The 17,775-nt window shown below is 60.0% G+C and carries 16 protein-coding genes; 10 read left to right on the top strand and 6 right to left on the bottom strand.

Going from position 1 to position 17,775, the window contains the following annotated elements; genetic code table 11:
* The first annotated feature begins 173 nt into the window (after positions 1–173).
* Positions 174–2,225, top strand: a complete 2,052-nt coding sequence (locus tag DFO48_RS03035; RefSeq protein ID WP_114862479.1) for a M3 family metallopeptidase — start codon at positions 174–176, stop codon at positions 2,223–2,225.
* Positions 2,226–2,446: 221 nt separating this feature from the next.
* Positions 2,447–3,145 (top strand): glutaredoxin domain-containing protein, encoded by a 699-nt coding sequence (locus tag DFO48_RS03030; protein WP_233506285.1) that lies wholly within the window; start codon positions 2,447–2,449, stop codon positions 3,143–3,145.
* 188 nt (positions 3,146–3,333) lie between these two features.
* Here DFO48_RS03030 and rpiA read toward each other — a convergent pair whose 3' ends face one another.
* On the bottom strand, positions 3,334–4,032 hold the full coding sequence (rpiA, locus tag DFO48_RS03020; RefSeq protein WP_012838302.1) for a ribose-5-phosphate isomerase RpiA: 699 nt from the start codon (positions 4,030–4,032) through the stop codon (positions 3,334–3,336).
* A gap of 34 nt (positions 4,033–4,066) precedes the next feature.
* On the opposite strand from rpiA, the gene DFO48_RS03015 reads away from it, so the two are divergent.
* Positions 4,067–5,125: a quinone-dependent dihydroorotate dehydrogenase gene (locus DFO48_RS03015; RefSeq protein WP_003079281.1), complete on the top strand. Its 1,059-nt coding sequence runs from the start codon at positions 4,067–4,069 to the stop codon at positions 5,123–5,125.
* Between the two features lie 78 nt (positions 5,126–5,203).
* Here the strand turns inward: DFO48_RS03015 and DFO48_RS03010 are convergent, their stop codons facing one another.
* From DFO48_RS03010 to DFO48_RS03000, 3 genes are read right to left on the bottom strand one after another with little or no spacing between them, the layout of a single operon-like run.
* Positions 5,204–5,578, bottom strand: coding sequence for a hypothetical protein (locus DFO48_RS03010; RefSeq protein WP_003079284.1), 375 nt, complete (start codon positions 5,576–5,578; stop codon positions 5,204–5,206).
* A 1-nt stretch (position 5,579) separates the two neighbouring features.
* Entirely contained in the window at positions 5,580–5,981 is a 402-nt protein-coding gene (locus tag DFO48_RS03005; protein ID WP_080569903.1) for a phage holin family protein, read from the bottom strand.
* A gap of 25 nt (positions 5,982–6,006) precedes the next feature.
* Positions 6,007–6,318 carry a DUF883 domain-containing protein gene (locus DFO48_RS03000; protein ID WP_003079290.1) on the bottom strand — a complete coding sequence of 104 codons (312 nt, stop codon included), beginning with the start codon at positions 6,316–6,318 and terminating at the stop codon, positions 6,007–6,009.
* Positions 6,319–6,914: 596 nt separating this feature from the next.
* On the opposite strand from DFO48_RS03000, the gene dsrO reads away from it, so the two are divergent.
* The 6 genes from dsrO to DFO48_RS02970 all read left to right on the top strand — a co-directional run bounded on the left by dsrO (position 6,915) and on the right by DFO48_RS02970 (position 15,143).
* Positions 6,915–7,763 (top strand): sulfate reduction electron transfer complex DsrMKJOP subunit DsrO, encoded by an 849-nt coding sequence (gene dsrO, locus DFO48_RS02995; RefSeq protein WP_114862476.1) that lies wholly within the window; start codon positions 6,915–6,917, stop codon positions 7,761–7,763.
* A 13-nt stretch (positions 7,764–7,776) separates the two neighbouring features.
* On the top strand, positions 7,777–8,817 hold the full coding sequence (gene nrfD, locus DFO48_RS02990) for an NrfD/PsrC family molybdoenzyme membrane anchor subunit (protein WP_114862475.1): 1,041 nt from the start codon (positions 7,777–7,779) through the stop codon (positions 8,815–8,817).
* Between the two features lie 107 nt (positions 8,818–8,924).
* A complete protein-coding gene (locus DFO48_RS02985) occupies positions 8,925–12,116 on the top strand; it encodes a tetrathionate reductase subunit A (RefSeq protein ID WP_114862700.1) in 3,192 nt (1,063 codons plus the stop codon).
* Positions 12,117–12,851: 735 nt separating this feature from the next.
* Entirely contained in the window at positions 12,852–13,526 is a 675-nt protein-coding gene (locus DFO48_RS02980; protein WP_114862699.1) for a hypothetical protein, read from the top strand.
* 79 nt (positions 13,527–13,605) lie between these two features.
* Positions 13,606–14,313, top strand: a complete 708-nt coding sequence (locus tag DFO48_RS25370; protein WP_199406940.1) for a hypothetical protein — start codon at positions 13,606–13,608, stop codon at positions 14,311–14,313.
* Between the two features lie 290 nt (positions 14,314–14,603).
* Positions 14,604–15,143: a DUF1697 domain-containing protein gene (locus DFO48_RS02970; protein WP_114862473.1), complete on the top strand. Its 540-nt coding sequence runs from the start codon at positions 14,604–14,606 to the stop codon at positions 15,141–15,143.
* Between the two features lie 88 nt (positions 15,144–15,231).
* Here the strand turns inward: DFO48_RS02970 and DFO48_RS02965 are convergent, their stop codons facing one another.
* Positions 15,232–15,861, bottom strand: coding sequence for a DUF2625 domain-containing protein (locus DFO48_RS02965; RefSeq protein ID WP_114862472.1), 630 nt, complete (start codon positions 15,859–15,861; stop codon positions 15,232–15,234).
* 115 nt (positions 15,862–15,976) lie between these two features.
* Entirely contained in the window at positions 15,977–16,399 is a 423-nt protein-coding gene (locus DFO48_RS02960) for a VOC family protein (RefSeq protein ID WP_114862471.1), read from the bottom strand.
* Between the two features lie 442 nt (positions 16,400–16,841).
* Between DFO48_RS02960 and DFO48_RS02955 the strand changes: the two genes are divergently transcribed.
* On the top strand, positions 16,842–17,759 hold the full coding sequence (locus tag DFO48_RS02955) for a LysR family transcriptional regulator (RefSeq protein WP_114862470.1): 918 nt from the start codon (positions 16,842–16,844) through the stop codon (positions 17,757–17,759).
* Positions 17,760–17,775 lie beyond the last annotated feature (16 nt).

The raw sequence follows: 17,775 nt of genomic DNA, 5'->3' as shown, positions 1-17,775 counted from the left end.
CTCTCTATTCGGGAGGGGGACGACAGCATCGCTGCGGGGCGGCCCTTGCTTGCTGTCTCTGGCTTAAAACCAGCACAGCGCGCTTCTGACCAATGGCTGACGCTATGACTGCCATAGCAAATATTGCCGTGGCAGTGCTTGATTTTCCCGACCTTGCCGGCACCTAATACAGCATGAGCAATCCACTTCTCGAATCCTCCTCCCTGCCCTTGTTTGACCGCATTCAGCCTGCGGATGTGGCACCCGCCATCGACACTTTGCTGGCACGTGCCAGCGAGGCGCTGGAGACCGTGGTTGCACCGGACTTCCCCGCACAGTGGGAAGCCATCTCTGCCGTGCTGGACGTGGCGACCGAAAAGCTTGGCACCGCCTGGTCGGCCATCAACCATCTCAACAGCGTGGCCGACACCCCCGAGTTGCGCGCAGCCTATAACGAAGCCCTGCCAAAAGTCACCGAGTTCTGGACCAATCTGGGCGCCGATGAGCGCCTGTATGCCAAGTACAAGGCCATTGACCCGGCCAGCCTCAACAAGGAACAGCGCGCCGCCTGGGACCATGCCATGCGCGGCTTTGTGCTCTCCGGTGCCGAACTGCAGGGCGCTGCCAAGGAACGCTTTGCGCAGATTCAGGCACGCTCTGCCGAGCTGGCCCAGAAATTCAGCGAGAACGCGCTCGACGCCACCGATGCCTTTGCCTACTACGCCAGGCTCGACGAGCTGGACGGCGTTCCGGCCGATGTGATCGCCGCGGCCAAGGCTGGCGCCGAGGCCGATGGCAAGGAAGGCTACAAGCTGACGCTTAAGATGCCCAGCTATCTGCCGGTGATGCAGTTTGCCAAGAGCAGCGCACTGCGCGAGAAAATTTATCAGGCATATGTGACCCGAGCTTCTGATCAGGCCGAGGGCGATGGCAAACGCTTTGACAACACTGCCGTGATGAAGGAAATCCTCGCGCTGCGCCTAGAAGAATCCCAGTTGCTGGGTTACAGGAACTTCGGCGAAGTCTCGATCGTGCCCAAGATGGCCGATTCGCCCCAGCAGGTCATTGACTTTCTGCGCGATCTGGCGAAACGTGCCCGTCCCTATGCCGAAAAGGATGCAGCCGATCTGCGTGCCTTTGCCAAGGCTGAACTCGGCATTGCCGACCCGCAGCCCTGGGACTGGGCCTTCATCGGCGAAAAGCTCAAGGAAGCCCGCTACTCCTTCAGCGAACAGGAGCTCAAGCAGTACTTTCCGGCCCCCAAGGTGCTGGCCGGCCTGTTCAAGATTGTCGAAACCCTGTTCGAAGTCTCCATCCGCCGCGATGAAGCTCCGGTCTGGAACCCCTGCGTGGAGTTCTACCGGATCGAGCGCTCCACCGCACAAGGCCCTCAGCTGGTCGGCCAGTTCTATCTGGACCCTCAGGCGCGCAAGGGCAAGCGCGGCGGCGCCTGGATGGATGATGTGCGCACGCGCTGGCTGCGCCCCGACACCCATAAGCTGCAAACACCTGTGGCCCATCTGGTCTGCAATTTCGCGTCCGGCGTGGACGGCAAGCCCGCGCTGCTCACGCACGATGACGTGATCACCCTATTCCACGAAACCGGCCACGGACTGCACCACATGCTCACGCAGGTCAACGAACGCGATGTCTCGGGCATTGCTGGCGTGGAATGGGATGCGGTCGAACTGCCCAGCCAGTTCATGGAAAACTTTTGCTGGGAATGGGATGTGCTCAAGCACATGACCGCCCATGTGGACACGGGCGAGGCCCTGCCCCGCACGCTGTACGACAAGATGATTGCCGCCAAGAACTTCCAGTCCGGCATGCAGACCCTGCGCCAGATCGAGTTCGCGCTGTTCGACATGTTGCTGCACACCGAGCACAACCCGGCAGACGACTTCATGGCGCTGCTGAACCAGGTGCGCGCCGAGGTGTCCGTGCTGCAATCGCCAGCCTACAACCGCATGGCCCACACCTTCAGCCATATCTTTGCCGGTGGCTATGCCGCCGGTTATTACAGCTACAAATGGGCCGAGGTGCTGAGCGCGGACGCCTATGCGGCTTTCGAAGAAACCATGCTGGCCGATGGCTCGCCCAACCCCGAGACCGGCCGCAAGTACCGCGAGTCGATCCTGGAGGCCGGCGGCAGCCGCCCTGCCATGGAATCCTTCAAGGCTTTCCGTGGTCGCGAACCACAGATTGACGCCCTGCTGCGCCACCAAGGCATGAGCCAGGCCGCCTAAGTTCTTGTGCGGCCTCTCAAAAAAGCGCCCCTCCAGGGCGCTTTTTCATGCCCGCGACTGCGAGCAGAAGGCATAGACTGACACTGGCTGACTTGCGCACCGGGACCAGATCAAGACAAACCGGAGTCTGGCTGCAGACAGACCTTCATGCAGGCTATGCTCTGCCCATTGGCGTTCGCGCCCTCAGACCTCTTCATTGCACTTCATTGATCAAGATTGAGATGCCACGATCTTTCATTGCCCGGCCTTCGGCCGAGAAACCGACTTCACGCAACGCCCTGCTGCTGACGATGCTTGTAGCCGCCTTTGCCGCGTTGGCGAGCGGAGTCAGCCAGGCCCAGAACCTTTATCGCAGTGTAGGCCCCGATGGGCGAGTCACCTATTCCGACCGGGCCATCAGCCCCAACGCCAAGCCCAGCGCCGAAGCCGTGAGCAACGCCGATGGCCCGGCGTCTACGGCCAACGCGCAGCTGCCTTACGACTTGCGCCAGACGGCCAACCGTTACCCCGTCACGATCTATACGGGCAAGGACTGCGGCCCGTGCGACGAGGCTCGGTCGCATCTGCAGAACCGCGGAATCCCGTTCAACGAGCGCACCATAGATACCAGCAGCGATGTTGCAGCGCTGCGCAAGCTCAGCGGACAGGACAACCTGCCCTTTGCCACCATCGGCAACCAGCACCTCAAGGGCTTTGGCGCCGACAGCTGGGACCAATACCTGAGCGCCGCAGGCTACCCCAAGCAGCCCCAGCTGCCGAAGAACTACAAAGCCCCCGCTGCCAAGCCCTTGACCGTACCGGTGCCAGCCGCGACCGATGCGGTCAAGCCTGCAGAGCGCCCCGCTGCACGCATCACGGCGCCCGCAGCCCCCGCCCCGGGCGCACCCACACCCGACAACCCCGCAGGCCTGCGCTTCTAGAATTCATGAATTTCAATAAAATCAGGCTCTAACGCTTACCCATCAAGCGCTAGCAGCTATCAATTTCATAAAAAAGCCACCTGCACAAGCAGGTGGCTTTCGGGCAGCTGCTTGCTGCTTGCTGCTTGCTGCTTGCTGCTTGCTGCTTGCTGCTTGCTGCTTGCTGCTTGCTGCTTGCTGCTTGCTGCTTAGTATTCCAGCGTCTGCACGCCTTGCGCGGTTCCCAGCAGGCAAACCGCAGCCTTCTGATGGGCAAACACGCCGACGGTCACCACGCCTGGCCACTGGTTGACTTCGGACTCGAAGGCCAGCGGCTCGGCGATCTTCAGGCCGCGGACATCCAGAATATGCTGGCCATTGTCGGTCACCAGCGGCGCTCCATCCTTCATGCGAATTTGCGCCGTCACGTCAGCGCCCATGGCTTCGAAGCGACGGGCAATCTGGGCAGCTGCCATGGGAATGACTTCCACGGGCAGCGGAAAATTTCCCAGCACCGGCACGCGCTTGGATTCATCGGCAATGCAGACAAAACGCTGAGCCAGCGCCGCCACAATCTTCTCGCGCGTCAGCGCCGCACCGCCGCCCTTGACCATATGGCCCTTGCCGTCGATCTCGTCGGCACCGTCGATATAGACAGCCAGGCTGGTGACTTCATTGGCATCGAATACCTTGATGCCCAGGGCCTTCAGGCGCTCGGTACTGGCCACGGAGCTGGAAACGGCGCCAGGAATCTGATCCTTGATGGTGGCCAGTGCATCAATGAATTTGTTGACCGTGGAGCCTGTGCCCACGCCCACAATTTCACCAGCGACCACATATTTCAGGGCAGCTTGTCCGACCAAAGTTTTCAGTTCATCTTGAGAAAGAGGTGCAGCAGATGTCGTCATGAGGGAAAATCCAGGTAATCCAGCGATTATCTCCATGTCTCTTATTCCTTACTCACTGACGCGTCCTATTCTTTTCGGCATGGACCCCGAAGCGGCCCACGACCTCACCATGAACTTCATGGCCAAGGGTCAAAATACCTTGCTCCAGAAAGCCTGGGCGCGCCCTCTGATCAGCGACCCCATCGAGCTGGCGGGCCTCAAGTTCCCGAACCGCGTCGGCATGGCCGCCGGCCTGGATAAGAATGCACGCTGCATCGATGCGCTGGCCGCCATGGGGTTCGGCTTTGTGGAAGTGGGTACCGTCACGCCCCGCCCCCAGCCCGGCAACCCCAAGCCCCGCATGTTCCGCATTCCGGAAAAGAACGCGCTGATCAACCGTCTGGGCTTCAACAACGAAGGCCTGGATGCTTTCCTGGCCAATGTGCGTCGCTCGCAAGTGCGTGCAAAAGCAGGAAACAATGGCGGCGCCATGCTGCTGGGCCTGAACATCGGCAAGAACGCCACAACCCCCATCGAAGAGGCCACCAGCGACTACATCAAGGCGCTGGACGGTGTTTACCCTCATGCCGACTACGTGACGGTCAACATCAGCTCGCCCAACACCAAGAATCTGCGTGCGCTGCAAAGCGACGAAGCGCTGGATGCTCTGCTGGGTGCTGTCGCCAATCGCCGCGAACAGCTTTCCAGCCAGCATGGCAAGCGCACGCCGGTGTTCGTGAAGATCGCTCCCGACCTCGATGAAGAGCAAGTCGGCGTGATTGCGGCGACGCTGGAGCGCCACGGCATGGATGGCGTGATTGCCACCAACACCACCATCAGCCGCGACGCCGTCAAGGGGCTGCCGCATGCCGAAGAAGCCGGCGGCCTGTCCGGCGCGCCCGTGCTCGAAGCCAGCAACCAGATCATTCGCCAGCTGCGCTCAGCCCTTGGCAGCCGCTTTCCCATCATTGGCGTGGGCGGCATCCTCAGCGGTGCCGACGCCGTGAGCAAGATCCGCGCGGGCGCCGATGTGGTGCAGATCTACAGCGGCCTGATCTATCGCGGCCCCGACCTGGTCACCGAAGCAGCCCAGGCCATCGCTCATATGCACTGAGTTTGACGCATGGCCTGGCCGCGCCAAAAGAAACAGCCCGTCATGCCTGAGCCTGACGGGCTGTTTTTTCATGCCCCTTCAGCCGCGTGTACGTTGCTGCAGTTTGAGGATCCAGGGCAGTGCTGCGCTACCCCAGCGAATCAGCTTGCGTGGTCCCAGAACCATGAGCAAGCCACCCGCTGCCGCAGTTGCCAGTGGATGCAGGCGAACAAAAGACAGCAGTCGCTCAGGCAAGGGAGCCTCCGCGTCTACATGCGGAGTTTGCGTAGTGCGCAAGGCGAGTGCCTGCGCCTTGGCCGTGGCTCGGGCCTTGACGCGCGCGCGTTGCTTGGCAATGCGCGACAGCACCAGCTTTTGCTCGGCGGTCGCTTCATCCCAGAGCAGAGCATCCATGTCTGCGGGCTTGATGGGCTCCAGCTCTGTGGATCGCGAATCGGGAGAGATCCTGCTCATGCTAAATCCTCTCCTTCAGCGCTTGCCAATCCGATTTGAGCTCGCGCCGCGTGAGCCTGAAAGGACTGGAGAGTTGATTGACAGCTGCCAGCAGTCGCCACAGCCCCAGGCCCCAGACCAGAACCCAGCCACCGACCAGCAGCCATGCCACCAGCCGACGATGCTCGCTGTCCCAGAACTGCACGAGCACAGCCATGGACAGGACGATGAGCACGACCACGGTGAGTGCACCCAGCACAATGGCCAGCACCGCCAGCACTTGCATGCTGCGCTTGTGCTGCTGCCACTCAAGCTGGGCAAGATCAACCCGATCTTCGGCCGCGATCGCGGCCTCGTTCAGATTGGCACGCCAGCGCTCCAGCAGGGAATCAAGACCTAGTAGTGAAATCAAATTCACAGGCACTTGTCCTTTTGCAGCTCAGCAATGCTTAGCGACGACCCAGCATGAAACCCAGCAGTGCACCCACTGCCAGCGCGGCACCGGCGACGCGCCAGGGTTCGTCGTGAGCGTAACGATCCGCCACATCGGCAGCTTCACGTGCCTGGCGAGCGGCGTCCTGAGCCGCACGCACGGCAGACTCGCGCACGTTGGCCATGCCGTCGTCAATGCGCTGACGAAGCACGCCGATTTCAGGAAGCTTGTCCAGTTCACGGGCAGACAGCAGACCACGCAGATCGCTGACCAGTTTTTCCAGATCGTCTTGGGCGGTGGAAACGGCGTCGGAAACAGAGCGTGACATATCGATCCTTTCAATGTGACGAAATTGGAATATCGCATGCACTTGGCAGTGCACCAAGATAGCTGCGAGACAGCAAGCATCAGGGCCGGCCGCTCATAAAACCTGCAGCATGTGAACATCTTACAGAAAACGCACCGCCTCCAAGAAACTCGCGGGCCTGCAGCACTGTCGGACAGCGGCAAAACTGCCTTGTGTCAAGGACATATAAAGCCGCCCAAGGCTCCAAACCGATCTGTTTTCTGCAGCAGCCGTTGCGGTGGCGCAGCAGATCGAATTCAGCCTGCGCTCAGGCACGCCATGTATGCATCAGCTTGATCTCCAGCACTTGCCACCAAGTAAAGCCGATTACATACGGCAACACACCGATTGCTTAACAGTTCATTAATAAAGTGACTGCATGCTCGGCGGCAAGTCACCTTCCCGCGAGATTTCCATTCAAAAAAACTCCTGGGCAAGCGAAGACTTGACTCAAATCAAGTGACACAAACTGCAACTTTCATATAGTCAATTAGACATAAAAGATGTTAATTTAATACTCTTTTGTGTTTAAGGCATCGGGGTTTTCTGGTGCCAGTGCGACGATGAAAGGAAGGGCCATGCCACTTCAGAAACGAGAACTCTCCGACTGCTCAACCAGCAGCTCGGCCTGCACCTGCAGCACCCCATCCATTGCCCGGACACCTCAGCAGGCAGTGACAGCGCCCACCAAGCGCGGTTTTTTGCAGGACTTGATTGCCATGGCCGCCAGCTTCGGCGTTGCGGGCAGCGCCCGCGCGGCGCTGCCTGGCGACCCCAGCTTCCAGCCTCTACGCCGACCCGGCATGGAAGGCAAGCGCTTCGGCATGCTGGTCGATATGCGCAAGTGCATTGGATGCCAGGCCTGCACAGTGAGCTGCTCTGTCGAAAACCAGCCCCCCATCGGCCAGTTCCGCACCACGGTGCTGCAGTACGAAATCGACCAGGCCGGCGACACGGCTGCCGCTATGGTCAGTCTGCCGCGACTGTGCAACCACTGCGATGAACCGCCTTGCGTGCCCGTCTGCCCGGTACAAGCCACATTTCAGCGCACCGACGGAATCGTTCTTGTCGACAACGAGCGCTGCGTAGGCTGCGGCTATTGCGTACAGGCCTGCCCTTACGACGCACGCTTCATCAATCACGAAACGCAGACCGCTGACAAATGCACCTTCTGCGAACACCGCCTGGAAGCCGGTCTTCTGCCCGCCTGCGTGGAAAGCTGCGTGGGTGGTGCGCGCGTGATTGGCGACCTGAACGACGCACACAGCGAAATCAACCAGCGCATCAATGCTCACAAGGACGAGATCAAGGTCCTCAAACCCGGCATGAAGACCAAGCCGCATGTCTTCTACATCGGCCTGCCCGATGAGTTTGTGAACGGTGTCGATGGTCAGGCCACGGTTCGCCTTGTTGCCGAACATCTGTGAAAGGAGTGCCCTCATGCAAATCATTGAACTCCTGACCCCAGCCTACGAAGCGGCATGGCTGCCATGGGCCGTGCAGTATTTCTTTCTGGTCGGCATGGCCACGGGGGCCGCACTGCTGACTTCTGCCTGTACGTTCGGCCCGGCCCGAGGCTTGCTCCAGCGTCTGCTGCCCACTGCCGTACTGGTGCTGGCCGTGAGCGCAATTGCCGCACCTATCGCCCTACTGGCCGACCTGCACCAACCAGCGCGCTTCTGGCATTTCTATGCCCACCTCACACCCTGGTCGTGGATGAGCCTGGGTGCCGTGCTCATGCCCACGTTTGTCGGGCTATGCGTGTTGATGTGCGCGCTGTGGTGGCTGGGCAAGCACAGGTTGATGCGCCTTCTGGTGCCTGTACTGGTGCTGTCCACACTCAGCATCGTGGTCTACACGGGCGCCGAAATCATGGTAATCCGCTCGCGCCCGCTGTGGAACACGCTGTGGGTACCGATCAATCTGGCACTCAGCGGCTGGCTGGCCACCGTGGGCATGGGCTTTGTGCTCTACCGCTTTCTGCCCCGAGCCTTGCAGCCTGATGCAGCAGCCCTGCATGGGCTGCGCCATCTGGGCCTGTGGCTGGCCACCGGCCTGATTGCCAGCGCCCTGACCTGGGGGATTGCCGGGATCGCAGGCCAGAGCCCTTCATTTGACATGGCGGTGCGCCTGTTCAATGAATTCCCTGTCTGGCGCATCTCCATGCTGGGCTCGGCCATGTTTGGCGCAGCCGTGGTGATCGCCCTGCTGCGCGGCGAGCATCGTCTGGCAGCCAAGGGCTACACCCTGGTGCTGGGCGCCGGCCTGACAGCATCGGCATGGGCCTTCCGCTGGGCACTGTTCATGGGCGTGCAGGGCGTGCCCAAGTTTGGCGCAGGCCTGTATCTGTACAGCATGCCTCTGGGCGGTGAAGGACTGATGGGCATGCTGGGCATGGCTGGCCTGTGCGTGGCACTGGTTGGGCTGGCCACCTGGGCGCTGGAGCTGTTCCCGGCTCGCAAGCCCGCTAGCGCCGCCTAGAAATCAAGCCAAGTACGTATACAACGCAATACCCGCAGGCGCCAGCAGCTATCAAAACCATAGAAATGCTGCAGCGCTTGCCCTTCCCTCACACAAAGGGCAAGACCATGACTGACAAGAAATTCCCCCCCGAACAATCCCAAGGCGCCGAGACCGGCCACACCGATGCCGGCCGCCGCCGCATGCTGCTGCGCGGCGGCGCCGTAGCGGGCGGCCTGGCCGCTTTTGCCGCAGGCTATGGCGAAACTGTGGCCAAGGGAGCCAAGGGACTGATCACCGGCAGCTCGGGCAAAACCACTCAAAGCGCCACGCGAGGCAACTCGCTGACGCCCGAATTCCGTATCGACCCCGCCAGCGGCAAGCTGACAACCCAGCCCGGCCAGGTGGTCAGCCCCTCCTCGTGCCTGGGCTGCTGGACACAGTGTGGCGTGCGTGTGCGCGTCGACACCGCCGACAACCGTATCATCCGTATCGCCGGCAACCCCTATCACCCGCTGGCCACAACCCACCCCGCGCCCATGGAAACGCCGGTGCGCGAGGTCTATGCCATGCTGGGCGGTGACAACGGCCTGGAAGGCCGCGCCACCAGTTGCGCCCGCGGCTCGGCCATGCTCGAGCACCAAAAAGCTCCCCACCGCGTTCTCAAGCCGCTCAAGCGCGTGGGCCCACGTGGCTCCGGCCAGTGGAAGAGCATCACGCTCGAAGAGCTGGTTCAGGAAATCTGCGAAGGCGGCGATCTCTTCGGCGAAGGCCATGTGAACGGTCTGCGCGCCATCCGCGACGTCAACACGCTGATCGATGAAGCCAATCCCGAATACGGCCCCAAGTCCAACCAGCTGCTGGTGACGGAGGCCGCCAACGAAGGTCGCACCCCACTGGTCAACCGCTTTGCCAAACAATCGTTCGGCACCATCAATGTGTCCAATCACGGCTCTTACTGCGGTCAGACCTACCGGGTGGGCACGGGCGCGGCGCTGGGCGATATGGCCGGCATGCCCCACGGCAAGCCGGACTGGAAGAATTCGCGCTTCGGCCTGTTCATCGGCACCTCGCCAGCGCAGTCCGGCAACCCTTTTCAGCGCGTGGGGCGCGAGCTGGCCGAGGCCCGTTCGCGTAGCGAGAACACCTACAAATATGTGGTGGTCTCACCCATGCTGCCCACTTCGTCCAGCCATGCGGCAGGTGACAACAACCGCTGGCTGCCCGTCAAACCCGGCAGCGACCTGGCGCTGGCCATGGGTCTGATCCGCTGGATCATCGACAACGAGCGCTATGACAAGCAGTTTCTGACCCAGCCCGGCCCCGCCGCCATGGCAGCAGTGGGCGAGGCATCGTGGAGTAACGCCACGCACTTGCTCATCAACGAACCCAAGCACCCCCGCTTTGGCCAGTTCTTGCGCGGCGCGGACATTGGCCTGCACATGCCGGAACCAGTGGACGAAAAAACACCCGCCGAAGACGTGTATGTGGTGCAACTGGCCGATGGATCGCTGGCCGCGCACACCGTGGCCCAGAGCGCCGAGCTGATCGTGGAGCGTGAATTCACTCCCCGCAAGGCTGCGGATGCGACCGATGAACCCACTCCGATTGCTGTCTGCACCGCCTTCGTCAAACTGCGCACTGAAGCGCACAAAAAGACGCTGGAGGAATACGCTGCTCTTTGCGCCGTGCCAGTAAAGGAGATCGAAGACCTGGCGCGCGAGTTCACCAGTCATGGCAAACAGGCCGTGGCCAACTCCCACGGCGGCACCATGAATGGCTCCGGCTTTTACACCGCCTACGCCATCGCCATGCTCAACAATCTGATCGGCAACTTGAACGTACGCGGCGGCTGGGTGATGGACGCAGGGCCATTTGGCCCCTTCGGCCCCGGCCCACGCTACAACTTTGCGCAGTTTGAAGGTGCCGTCAAACCCAAGGGCGTGGCCCTGTCTCGCACCAAGTTCCCCTACGAGAAGACCAGCGAGTTCCGACGCAAGAAAGAAGCGGGCCAGAACCCCTACCCCGCCAAGGCCCCCTGGTACCCCGCGCCCGGCGGCCTTTCCAGCGAGATGCTGGCCGCCGGAATGCTGGGCTACCCCTACCCGGTCAAGGCCTGGATCAACCACATCAGCAACCCCATCTACGCTATGTGCGGTTTCGAGAATGCGCTGGCCGACTCGGTCAAGGACGTGAAAAAGCTGCCGCTGTTTGTCTCGGTGGATCCCTTCATCAACGAAACCTCTGCGCTGGCCGACTACATCGTGCCAGACACCGTCACCTATGAGAGCTGGGGCATTGGCGCACCATGGGCCGACGTGGTGGCCAAGAGCAGCACGGTGCGCTGGCCCACCGTCGATGCCGCTACCGCCAAAACTGCCGACGGTCAGCCCATCAGCTTCGAGAGCTTTGTCTTTGCCGTTGCCAAGCAACTGGGTCTGCCTGGTTTTGGCAAGAACGCCATGTCCACCAAAGACGGCGAGCCGCTCGATCTGGAAAACGCCGAAGACTTCTATCTGCGCGGCATCTGCAATATCGCCTACCAGGCGGGCAAGTCCGTGCCCGAAGCCAGCGATGACGACATCGCAATCACCGGCCTCGAGAAGTGGATGCCCTCGCTGCAAAAGCGTGTCGCCCCTGAGGAAGTGCGCCGCGTCGCCATGGTCATGAGCCGTGGCGGTCGCTTCGACAAGGTCGAAGACGCCTGGAAGGGCGACCAGCTCAAGCTGCAGGCCAAGTTCCCGGCCACGTTCTGGCACGAAGGTCTGTCCAGAATGCGCCACTCCATGACCGGCGAGCGTTACAGCGGCTGCCCCACCTGGTACCCCACGCGTCTGGCCGATGGCTCGGACATGCGCCAAGTGTTTTCCGAGCAAGACTGGCCGCTGACCATGACCAGCTACAAGTCCAACTTGATGAGCAGCATGTCCATCGCCGCCTCACGGCTGCGCCAGGTGCACCCGCACAATCCTGTGAGCATCAACAAGGCCGACGCGGCAAGGCTGGGCATAGCCAATGGCGACCACATCGAACTCAGCACCCCCGGCGGCAAACTCCAAGGCGTAGCCTTGGTACGCGCGGGTATCGCGCCCAGTGCGATCGCCATTGAGCACGGCTACGGTCACAAGCAACTGGGCACCGTGTCCCACAAGGTCGACGGCCAGCCCACCCATGCCAACCCCCAACACGGCAATGGCGTGAACCTCAATGCTCTGGGCTTTACCGATCCGACCCGACCTCAAAAAGACAATGTATGGATCGACTGGGTATCGGGGGCAGTGGTCAGGCAAGGGTTACCAGTAAGAGTCCGAAAAGCTTGATAAGAGCCTGAAGCTCTGGCGGGCGATCGGGGCAGAAAATCCCGTCGCTCGCGTCTGCGAGGGATGGCCCTGAAACGACCGCCAACAACCCGCTGCGATATCTTGAACCTGCCGAGAAGCAACCGCATTGCCGATCATTGGCTTGCAACAAAAATCCTGGCCGGATTAGAGATTAGGTTCGCCGCGACATTGGACGTGGCAAACCGCAAGCTCTACTCCCGGATGACAGGTTTTCAACTTTCATGGAAATTCAAAAAGATAGTAATCAATTCATGAAGCACTATTCCATCAAATAAAACAGCACATTATTTACAATTAAAAACCACTCAATATTGGTATTTAAAGCCGAAGAAAACAAAGCTTCTTTCTTCTCAGGAAAATTTCGCATACAGCCATCAGAATATAGATGATTATATTGTTTTGAAAATTACACTTAAAAACAATATCTAAATTATCTGATTTCACTTCATTGTTGATAGCAATGTAGTTCTAGACTTCAATAAATTGTACAAATAACAACAGCAGATCCGCAGAATCCTATTCCGTGCCCAAACAAGGTATTTCTGTTTTCATCTGGCTTATTGAAACTGACATTAACCGAAAGAACGTTTTGGCACAGGCATCTGCGAAGCCAAAACGCAACTCCGGTTGGCATTGATCATTGCGCAATGGCAAATGGTCTTTCGCCTGAATTCATCCCGGTGGTCTGAGAACTCGCTATTCAAAGGAATGATCATGAAAAAGTCTTTGATTGTCATGGCGGTTGCTGCCTTGGCTGGTGTGGCATCTGCTGCAACCAACACGGGGACCAATGCATCCTCGGGAACCTATTCCTCGGTTGCAAGCTCCGGCACGGGCAGCGCTGTGAGCTTCAATAGTGCGAAGGCCAGCGCTCAAGCAAGCGGCTTTGGAACCAGCACCGGCACCACCGGTTCCTGGGGACCTGTGGCCTCGGGCCAATCGAGTGTCGGCGGAAGCGCCTCCACCACAGGAACCGTCACCAGTCTTGCGGCGACCAGCGGGGGCGGCGTTGCCGGCGGCTACGGAACCACCAACGCCAACGCACATTCGGATGTAGGTAGCAATTACCTCGGCCACGCTCCCGGTAAGTTGGTCAGCGGTGGCGCCGGAGGCTACGCAAACTCGAGCACCAACAATGTGGCTGGAACCGCGTCAATCGGCAACGGCATTGCAGTGGTGAACAGCACTGCCCATACCAACTCCTACTTTGGTGCGAACTCGCAGGCGATCTCGGGTCCGGGAGGAACCTCGACCAGCAATAACTCTGGCGCCTCCTCTGTCGGCAATGCGACAACTACCGGCTTCAGCCTGGGTACAGCCTTCGGAGGCTCCAATGGTGGCGGAACTTCGGGCAATGCTTATGGATGGGCGAACTCGGCCGCCAACTAGATAAGTTCCGCGAACTCAGTTGTATTGCCCCCGAGTTGAGGCCTCCCAAGTCAAGACTCGGGGACAAGGGAGAAACAGCATGAAAGCCTCAATAGCCTTGCTAAGCCTTTGTGTCCCTTTGTGCAGCTTTGCGCAGAATGCCGATAGCAGTGCACAAAGCCTCTCCAGCTCCTCGTCAGTGGGTGCACAACAGAATCAATCCATCACCATCGTGAATCCGGTTGCTGCGGCGGACAGCCGATCGGTATCCAGCATCGAAAGCAGGTCGACCTCAAGCTCGGATCAAAACATAACAACCAACGGAACCACCACCCAGAATCTGAACAGCACGGTATCCGGGACATCCAGGAACATCGTCGAGTACAGCGGCACATACACCGTGAAGAACGTTCCCAGCGTGAACGGCCCCAACCTCACGACCAGCAATGACACCTGCATGGGCAGCAGCAGTGGAAGTGCCAACGGCCCTGGCTTTGGCGTGAGCTTCGGCACAACCTGGACGGACGAGCATTGCAAACGCCTGAAAATGAGCCGTGAGCTCTGGAACAAGGGCATGAAGGCAGCCTCGCTGGCAATGGACTGCATGGATCCTGCCGCTCGCATGGCACTGGAGATCACGGGTTCTAAATGCCCTCAATCCATGACCGTAGAAGAGCGTCGGAACAACTACGGGCCGGATGCTTCGGCACAGGGCAGTCCTGCACCTTCTACCGCCCAGGCGATTTCTGGCACCAGCCTCGGGCAGGCAATCGAGTCCAGACAAACGGCAAGCCTCTATCCGAACTGACAAGCGCTCGGGGCAGTCCTGGCGGGTGGCACAAGGGCAGCCTGAGCCTTGGCGGATTCTGTGAAATGCAGGAGCAATCCTTGCAAAGACTAGGGCTTTGGCCCAAGCCAAGCACGGTTGGTGCCGCTGTGGAGTGGACTGCAAGTCCTCCTGAATCCACACTATCCCGGCCACCCCAATCTCGCGGGCTGATGCGATACGCTAGCATCCTCTTGTGCGCCTTGGCGCTCCGTCGCATTGTGCGGGATTTCTCCGCCTAGCCCCTTCGAGATCCAGCCCATTTATCCGTCATGCCCATCTATGTCGCTCTGCTGCGGGCCGTCAATGTCGGCGGAACCGGCAAACTCCCCATGGCCGAGTTGAAGTCCATGTGCGAGGCCGAAGGGTTTGCACAGGTACAGACCTATATTGCCAGCGGCAATGTAGTACTGGATGCACATTGCACAGAGCAGCAGCTCAAGTCCGCATTGGAACGATGCCTGGCCAGTTACGCCGGCAAGCCCGTGGATGTCATCGTGCGCACGGCCCGGGAAATGGAGGAGGTGCTGGCCAACAACCCCTTTCCCGAATCCCCGGGCAACCGCACTGTTGCCATCTTTCTCGATGAAGCACCACCTGCGGACGCACTAACCCAGATCAAGGGTCGCAAGGACGAACAACTGCAGTTGGGACGGCGCGAGATCTATGTGGCTTATGGTGCAGGAATGGGCAGTTCCAAGCTCAGGATTCCAGCAGCAGCCCAAGGTACGGCCAGAAATATCAACACGATTGCCCAATTGGTTGAAATGGCGACAGCACGCCATGAGGTTGCGACACGGGAAAAGCGCTGATACCCGCTTGAGCCGGTCGCACGCAGGCGGTGAAAGCGGCACAGCCACCTGATATCTCATCCTTTGTCTTGGCTCAGGCAGGCTCTTTCTATCCACCCTTGCTCATGAATGCGTAGTGTTCTGCTGCCGGTACCGGCTTGCGCGCACTCGAAAGTACGGAGCCCTGCTCCGTGAAGAGAAAAGGATAGAAGCTCATGCAAGCATCATTGCCCATGCCGGCCACCTCGGCTTCCCAGCCTTCCCAACGCAAATCACGGTAGAAGTCGCGCAGCCCACCCGTGAAAGCCCATTGCACAAAAGCCGTATGCCTCATCTCCAGCGACTCCCAGGCCCAGGTGTCTGGAGCCAGATAATGGACGGCCCCCAGATCCTCGCCCAGGGCCCCGCCATTGATGGCAAAGAATCCCCCAACGGCATCGTCGGCAATCAGCAAAAATCCGCTGCTGCGCGCGCGATTCCACGCTGCGAGATCGCGTGTAAGCCTGGGATGCCCCGAGCCCAGCATTCTGAGCCAGCCCCCATCAATGAGAATTCCACCGGTTCCATGAGCCATGGCCCCCAGCGGCGAGCGTGTCGTGACCTGCAATGCAAGCAACACGGAGTCTCTCTGAGCCGAGGGAGGAAGGCATTCGACAGGAATGCTCGCGTCCTGCGCCCAGGCTTGTATCAGTGGCAAGGCCGGCTCGTCGCGCTCCAAAAGTTCTGCCAGTGCACGCATCGATCCTCCTTGATGCAAAAGTCAATAATGTCGGAATTCTGACATTTGATCCTGGTATCCGGAAGCCTCGTGAAAGACCTCCAATCGCTGCATGACTCTACATTGACGTGATGGCTCATTCGCTAGGCATCGGCTCCGGTGGCTGGCTGGCATCTGGCAGTGTCTGGACCGCTCGCACGGAATGAGGGTGCGCCTGATGCAGCCCTAAGGTGCAACCAAAGGGATCAAGCAGCATTGCCGCAGCCGCACCAAGGCTTGTGACGATGGGACCTCGGTACAAAACCGCCCCTCTTTGTTCAAGTTCCTGTATCGCTTCCTGCAGATCAGCCACCTCCCAATAGACTGTCGCCCCACCGGCTCCCCCCGGACACTTGCTGTCCTGCGGATGGAAACCGATCAGACATCCCGACGTCCGGATAAAAGCGTAGTGATGATTCTCGTATTGCACCTGGGACTGAAACAATTCGGCATACCAGATAGCAGCGGCATCAATATCTTGCACAAACAGCACGATGGATTCAATTTGCTTCAGCAACATAAGCGTTCAATGACTCTGCAAAACAGCGGCCCACAAATGTAGCGCTGACCTGGTGCTGAAAAGCAACCGATATGCAGAAGCTGCAATCGCCTGGGAAGCATGCCGCGCAGCAGCCAGGAGCCATCGATTCCCGAGAATGTCTGCAGCCTCCTTCTCACCCCCCATTGGGTGGCACTCTGAAGCCTGCCCCTACTCGTGCCTCGGCACGCTCCAGCCAGTTTCGGACTCGTGCCAGCCACTGCAACGCGCGGAGTTCCCCGGACTTTGCCACTTCAAGCGAGTTGAGGCTCGGAGCCGCAGCCCTGTCACTCAAGACCCCATATTCCCCGCCGTGGTCTTCAATTTGATGATTTTTCATGGTCGGCCAATGGTCTACAGACACCTAACATCTGTAAAGTTGAATGATCTGACCATTTAATTCAGAAAATCTGAAGAATAAATCATGCGAAACCTCAATCTCGACCAGTTGCAGACGCTGATTGCCATTGCCGATCTCGGCACCTTCGCCGCAGCGGCCCAGGCGCTGCATCTGGCTCCACCCACGGTCAGCCTGCACATCAAGGAACTGGAGGCGCGCATGAATGCCACGCTGCTGCTGCGCGGCAGGCGCCAGGCGGGACTGACATCGGCCGGCCTGGTGCTGGTGCAGAAGGGACGCAAGCTGCTGGAGGCCGGAGACGACCTGATCGATCAGGTTCAGCGCCATGCAAGCGGTCGCGCCGGCCTGGTCAAGGTAGGCGTATCAGCCGGGGTCAACATCCGGCTGTTTCCGTTGATGCTCGACGCCCTGAGTCGCCGCAGCCCGGGCATTGACATCAAGTTGGAGGCTGTTGGCTCGGCCGACTCCATGCAACGCCTCAAGGCCGGAACGCTCGATATCGCCCTGGTCGCCAGCCCGCAGGCGGAGACGGCTGAGATCATGCTCACGCCCTGGCGTAACGACCCCATGGTGGCCCTGTTGCCCGCAGCCTGGGAGGTCCCCGAACAGGTCAGCCCCGAATGGCTGGCAAGCCGCCCCTGGGCCTGCTTTGCTTCCGCCACGCAGATGCACGGCCTGATTGCCGGCTGGTTCGGCCAGGCAGGCCTGAGTCCCCGCCCATTCATTGCACTGACCTATACCGAGGCGCTAAAAAGCCTGGCAGCCGCCGGTCAGGCTGCAGCCCTGCTGCCGCTGGAAGCCATGGAAGAGCAGCAGCAACAGAGCAGCGTGCAGATACGGCATCTGTCACCCACCTTGATGCGCCCCATGGCCATCGCCCATCGCCAATTGCCAACGCTGAACCCTGCGACCGCCAGCGTGCTGACGGTGCTGGCGGAGTTCGGCAATCAGGCAGCGGCGTGCGCGCCACAGCTCGCTTGACCTCAGCGCTGGACTG

Source organism: Comamonas sp. AG1104, assembly GCF_003350425.1.
In the GTDB taxonomy this organism is placed as follows: Bacteria; Pseudomonadota; Gammaproteobacteria; order Burkholderiales; family Burkholderiaceae_C; genus Comamonas; species Comamonas testosteroni.
The sequence above is the reverse complement of the archived record's forward strand: the minus strand, read 5'-3'. Positions and strand labels throughout refer to the sequence as shown.